Source organism: Longimicrobium sp. (assembly GCF_036280135.1).
Classification (GTDB): Bacteria; Gemmatimonadota; Gemmatimonadetes; order Longimicrobiales; family Longimicrobiaceae; genus Longimicrobium.
Genome location: NZ_DASURI010000191.1, coordinates 1 through 5559, shown reverse-complemented (window position 1 = coordinate 5559; position 5559 = coordinate 1). Strand labels below are relative to the sequence as shown.

Sequence of the window (5559 nt, the reverse complement as noted above, 5' to 3'; positions counted from 1 at the left end):
CGCGGTCGTTCCACGTGGCCGTGAACGCCTGCAGCCAGGGGACGATACGCGCAGGCTCCACCCCCGCCGCGCGCATGCGGTCCGCGCGGATCACGCCCATGCCCACGGACGTGTGCACCGTCTCGTACGGCATGCGGTTGGGACGGTGGATGCCGGCTAGGTGCGTGGGAAAGTAGTGCGACGGGTACACCATCGGGAGAATGCCGTCCGTCAGCGCCGAGATGCGCTCCCACTGCTGGCCGATGCCCACGTCGCGCGACTCGTTCATCGACAGGCCGAACACGTCCGCCGTGACGGTGGCGCCCAGCGGGTGCAGCCGCGCGCGGGCCGCCGCCAGGAACCCGGCGATGGCATCCGTGCGGTTGCCGGCCGAATCCGCCGCGGGGTGCACCTGCGTGGGCAGGCTCTTGTACTGCTCCGGGAAGCGCACGTAGTCGAACTGGATCTCGCGGAACCCGGCGCGCACCGCCTCCTCGGCCACGGCGATGTTCATCTCCCACACGTTGCGGTCCCACGGGCTCACCCAGCTCAGGCCCTGCTTGTCGCGCCAGATGGTGCCGTCCGGGTTGCGGATGGACCACTCGGGCTTGAGCCGCGACAGGCGCGGGTCCTTGAACACCACCACGCGGGCGATGGGGTAGATGCCGTGCGCCCGCAGCGTGTCGACGATACCCTTGAGGTCGCGCACGGGGATGCTGCGCTCGTGGGCCGCCTGCCGCGCCACGGCCACCTGGCTGGGGTGCCGCACGCCGTCCTCGTCCTTGACGTCCACGACGAAGGTGTTGATCTCCGTCGAGTCTGCCAGGGCCAGCAGCTCCGCGCGCTTGACGGGGCTGCCGATGGCGTACGCGCTCACGTAGATGCCGCGGATGATGGGCGGCGCCTGGTCGCGCGGACGCGGCGGCGCGGGGCGCTCGGCTGGTGCCGGGGCCGCGCCGTCGGGCCGCTCCTCGGCCGCCAGCTGCGACGTGAGGCGCAGCTCGCGCCGCGCTTCTTTCTCGATGGAATCACACGAGACGGTGCCCGCGACCAGCGCGCAGGCAAGGAACGACGCGAGCGTACGGCGACCCACGGACAGCATGATGAACCCACAAGGCTGAGGACTGCGACTGCGGGCGAGGGACCAAGGACGGTCCACCGCGAGGAGATCGACGGCTGAGCAGGAGACCTTTGGGTCGGCCGGAAAGGCGGCGCGGGTGCGGCCCGGCGGGCAGACGATTGTTCCTTTTCGCCGAAAAGCCGGCACCGCAGAAAGGGTGCCGCCGAGTGCGGATCCGGACGCTCGGAGCGGGTGTTCTTCGCCGCGCGAACGCCGGGACCGCTGACGCGCAAAATAAGCGTCTTCGTGGCGGCGCGGGAGGGGCTTGTCGCAGGTTTGCTCACTCCGCCCGGAGGGCCTGGCGCGGCGGACATCTCGGCCACGCGTCGCCTCGCGGGACGAAGCCGGCCGGGTGCGTGTCGGCGGATGGACATCGGCGCGGCGCATCTTCCCGCGTGCGGCGCGCGCGCGTACATTGCCGCGCTTCTGACCTCCCCCTGGACGGAGCTAGGCGCGGCAGTGGATCCCAATCGCATCCTCATCATCGACTACGGCTCGCAGTTCACGCAGCTCATCGCGCGGCGCATCCGCGAGGAGCGCGTGTACTGCGAGATTCAGCCGCATACGCGCTCGCTGGAGTGGATCCGCGAGTGGCAGCCCAAGGGCATCATCCTTTCCGGCGGTCCCTCCAGCGTCTACGGCGAGGACGTGCCCACGGCGGACCCGGAGCTGCTGCGGATGGGCATTCCCGTGCTGGGCGTGTGCTACGGGATGCAGCTCATCACCTTCCTGGAAGGCGGCGTCGTCGAACGCGGGCGGCGCGAGTACGGCCGCGCGCACGTGACGGTGGACGAGCCCAGCGGCCTCTTTGACGGGTTCACCCCCGGCGAGCGCACGCAGGTGTGGATGAGCCACGGCGACCACGTGGTGCAGCCCCCGCCGGGCTACCGCCGCCTGGCGTCCACCGAGGGGCTGCCGTGGGCGGCCTTCGCGGCGGAGGACCGGCCCATCTACGGCGTGCAGTTCCACCTGGAGGTGGCGCACACCGTCCGCGGCGCCGACATGATCGGCAACTTCGTCTTTCGCGTGTGCGGCTGTGAGCCCACGTGGACGGCGGGGTCGTACATCGAGAACGAGATCACCAAGATCCGCGCGCAGGTGGGCGACGCGCAGGTCATCTGCGGCCTCTCCGGCGGCGTGGACTCGTCCGTGGCGGCGTCGCTCGTCCACCGCGCCATCGGCGACCAGCTGACGTGCATCTTCGTCGATACGGGGCTGCTGCGGCAGGGGGAGCGTGAATCCGTCGAGCGGACGTTCCGGGCGCACCTGGGCATCCGCCTGGAGGTGGTGGACGCGTCCGCGCTGTTCCTGGAGCGGCTCAAGGGCGTCGAGGATCCCGAGAAGAAGCGCAAGATCATCGGCAACACGTTCATCGACGTGTTCGAGGACGCGTCGGACCGCATCGGCGCGGACGCCCGGTTCCTCGTCCAGGGCACGCTGTACCCGGACGTCATCGAGTCGCTGAGCGTGAAGGGGCCATCGGCCACCATCAAGACGCACCACAACGTGGGCGGGCTCAAGGAGGACATGAAGTTCGGCCTGATCGAGCCGCTGCGCGAGCTGTTCAAGGACGAGGTGCGGCAGGTGGGGCGCGAGCTGGGGCTGCCGGAGGAGATGGTGGGCCGCCACCCGTTCCCCGGACCGGGGCTGGCCATCCGCGTGCTGGGCGCGGTGGACGAGCGCGAGCTGGCCGTGCTGCGCCAGGCGGACGTGATCTACCTGGAGGAGATTCGCGCGGCGGGGCTGTACGACGACATCTGGCAGGCGTTCGCCGTGCTGCTCCCCGTGCGCAGCGTGGGCGTGATGGGCGACGAGCGGACGTACGAGAACGTGTGCGCCCTTCGCGCCGTCACCAGCCGCGACGGCATGACGGCGGACTGGTACCCGTTCCCCCACGACGTGCTGGCGCGCATCTCCACGCGCATCATCAACGAGGTGAACGGGATCAACCGCGTGGTCTACGACATCAGCTCCAAGCCCCCGGCCACGATCGAGTGGGAGTAGGAAGTGCGTGAGTGCGGAAGTGCGGGAGTGCGGGAGTGGGATTCCGCACGGGCGGATGAGCGCACGCACGCCGGGCCCCAGACCCGGCGACTGAAGTCGCGGCACCGGAAGCGTGATGTCGGCCTGCGCCGACGGGTCCGGCACGGGCGAGTGCCGCGTGGATTTGCCGGCATCGCGCGGGCGGAACGCCGGCATCCCGCACGGAGGTGACCGCCGGAGCAGGTGAAGCCCCGCCGGGCGACGCGAAGCGTCGTCAGGGCGGGGCTTTCCGCTGTCGTAGCGGCGGCTTCAGCCGCTCCGGGGCGGGGACGGCGCCGCGCATCTGGGCCCGATTCGCGACAGCGCCTCCCGCCGCGCCCCAGCCGGAGCGAATGAATTCGCCGCTGGAAAGGCGCGAAGTCCGCCTTCGCGGACTGCCCCAGTGGCGGTCGTCCGGTGTGCACGTGGGCCGCCCCGGGAGCCGTTGAAGCCTCACGCAGTTTGTGAGGCTTTCCGCAGTCGTTGCGGCGGCTTCAGCCGCTCCGTCGTGGGCTCGTCACCCCGCCCGCGGATTGCGTCCGGCGCCCGCGCGACCTACGCTGTCGCCGTTCCCGCCGGCCGATCCGCATCCATCCCCCCGACTCCTTCGCATCCCGTGCCGACGATCATCCGCGTCCGCCGACTGGTTCCCGTGCTGGCCGCCCTGGCCCTGGCGCTTCCCGCCGCCGCGCAGCAGGACGCGTCGGAGCGGCTGCAGCAGCTCTTCGCGGAGGAGTGGGACTGGCGGGTGCGCGAAAGCCCGCTCTTCGCCACGTCGCTGGGCGACCCGCGCGGCCGCGACGCGCTCGACGCCACGGGGCTGGCGGACATCGAGCGGCAGACGGCGGAGAACCGCCGCTTTCTGCAGCGCCTGCGCGCCATCCCGCGCGACTCGCTCTCGCCGCAGGACCGCGTCAACTACGACATCTTCGAGCGCGGCAAGGCCGAGAGCATCGAGGAGTTCGAGCTGGGGCTGCACCTCATCCCCATCACCAACCGGGAAGGGTTCCACACCTTCTTTCCGCAGCTGCCCGACAACGTGCCGCTGCAGACGGTGGCGGACTACGAGAGCTACATCGCCCGGCTGCGCGCGTTCCGGCCCTGGGTGGGGCAGCACGTGGAGCTCATGCGCGAGGGCATTCGCCGCGGGATGGTGCTGCCGCGCGTGTCGCTGGAGGGGATCGAGGGCATGCTGGAGCCGCACCTTGTCGCCGACCCCACGCAAAGCCTGCTGTACAAGCCGTTCACCGCCTTTCCCGCCGGGGTGCCCGAGGCGGAGCGCGCGCGGCTGGCGGCGGCGGGGCGCGCGGCCGTGGAGGAGAGCGTCGTCCCCGGCTACCGCGACTTCCTGCAGTTCATCCAGCGCGAGTACGTGCCGGCGGCGCGCGCGGGGATCGGCGCGTCGGAGCTGCCCAACGGCCGCGCCATCTACGCCCAGCGGGTGCGCAGCTACACCACGCTGGACGTGACGCCGGACCAGGTGCACGAGACGGGGCTGCGCGAGGTGGCCCGCATCCGCGCGCAGATGGACTCGCTCATCCGCGCCACGGGCTTTACGGGCACGTTCCCCGAGTTCATCCAGTTCCTGCGCACGGACCCGCGCTTCTACGTGCAGACACCCGAGGCGCTGATGGAGCGCACGTCGCTCGTCCTCAAGCGGATGGACGGCGAGCTGCCGCGATTGTTCGGCCGGCTGCCGCGCATGTCGTACGGCATTCGCGCCATCCCCGACTTCATCGCCCCGCGCACGACGACGGCGTACTACTCGCGTCCGTCCGGCGACGGCACCCGCAGCGGCACGTACTGGGTGAACACGTACGACCTGCCCAGCCGGCCCACGTACGAGATCGAGGCGCTCTCGTTCCACGAGGCCGTCCCCGGCCACCACCTGCAGATCGCCCTGCAGCAGGAGCTGGAGGGGATGCCCACGTTCCGCCGCTTCACCAGCTTCACGGCGTTCGTGGAGGGCTGGGGGCTGTACGCGGAGCGGCTGGGGTACGACGTGGGCTTCTACCAGGACCCGTACAGCCGATTTGGCCAGCTGTCGTACGACATGTGGCGCGCCTGCCGCCTGGTCGTCGACACGGGAATGCACTGGAAGGGGTGGACGCGGCAGCAGGCCATCGACTTCATGGCGGAGAACAGCGCGCTCACGCTGCTCAACATCACCAACGAGGTGGATCGCTACATCGCGTGGCCGGGCCAGGCGCTGGGATACAAGATGGGGCAGCTCAAGATCAGCGAGCTGCGGGCCGAGGCGCAGGCCGCGCTGGGCGATCGCTTCGACCTGCGCCGCTTTCACGACGTGGTCCTGGGCAGCGGCTCCGTCCCGCTGACGGTGCTGGAGACGAACGTGCGCGCGTGGATCGCGGCGGAGCGGGGGCGGGAAGTGCGTTAGTGCGTTAGTGCGAGAGTGCGAGAGTGCGAGAGTGCGAGAG

At 70.6% G+C, this 5559-nt stretch carries 3 protein-coding genes; 2 read left to right on the top strand and 1 reads right to left on the bottom strand.

Annotated features, from left to right (window positions below):
* On the bottom strand, positions 1–1081 hold a 1081-nt coding region (locus VFZ20_RS05555), incomplete at its 3' end, for a putative glycoside hydrolase (protein WP_329682844.1).
* Positions 1082–1465: 384 nt separating this feature from the next.
* Here VFZ20_RS05555 and guaA point away from each other — a divergent pair.
* Complete coding sequence (gene guaA / locus VFZ20_RS05550) at positions 1466–3103, top strand: glutamine-hydrolyzing GMP synthase (protein WP_414682925.1); 1638 nt, start codon at positions 1466–1468, stop codon at positions 3101–3103.
* 634 nt (positions 3104–3737) lie between these two features.
* Positions 3738–5519 (top strand): DUF885 domain-containing protein, encoded by a 1782-nt coding sequence (locus VFZ20_RS05545; protein WP_329682842.1) that lies wholly within the window; start codon positions 3738–3740, stop codon positions 5517–5519.
* Positions 5520–5559: the final 40 nt, after the last annotated feature.

Excerpts from the sequence above, each read along its gene's own strand:
- guaA (WP_414682925.1), top strand. The coding sequence starts at position 1,466 with ATGGACATCGGCGCGGCGCATCTTCCCGCGTGCGGCGCGCGCGCGTAC.